Annotated in this window: 1 pseudogene; it reads right to left on the bottom strand. The window is 56.3% G+C overall.

The features are described from left to right. Window positions 1-494, bottom strand: a pseudogene (locus M0651_RS23930) (hypothetical protein); the annotation flags it as partial.

Genomic DNA, 494 nt, shown 5'->3' on the forward strand with positions numbered 1-494 from the left:
CGGGTTTGGGGATTTCCACCCGTCTGACGGGCATCGGTCTGTACGTTCCCGTTAGGAGTTCGTCTTTCACCGTTTCCCAGTGTGTATTCAGGTAAGCTTGTAGCTCCGCTACTGTTACTCGGTCCACACCGGGGGCTCCTCCGTTCTGTACCACTCGCTTATAGGCGAGCCGAAGGTTCTCTCCTTCGAGCATTCGCTCCAACAAGTCGTTCTGGTCTTTGCGAGAGGAAGGATCGACTTGTGCCGGTGAAGAACTCGGCGCTCCGGCATACCCTGGCGGCTTCACCGCTTCTCTTTGCCGCAAGCTCCCTTGCGGGATATTCGGCTGTCGTTGCTCTTCACGCGAACGCATCGGTTCCCTCTCTCCTTTCGGTTCAGCCCTTCCGCTTTCCGGCGTCCCGTACTTGCGTACTATGGCCTCTGCTGACTCCTGCGGGTTCAGCGCAACCTCTCGGTTGCGGTTACGAAGTGACTTCGCTTTTTTTTTTTTTTTC

Source organism: Paenibacillus mellifer (assembly GCF_023195895.1).
Lineage (GTDB): Bacteria > Bacillota > Bacilli > Paenibacillales > Paenibacillaceae > Fontibacillus > Fontibacillus mellifer.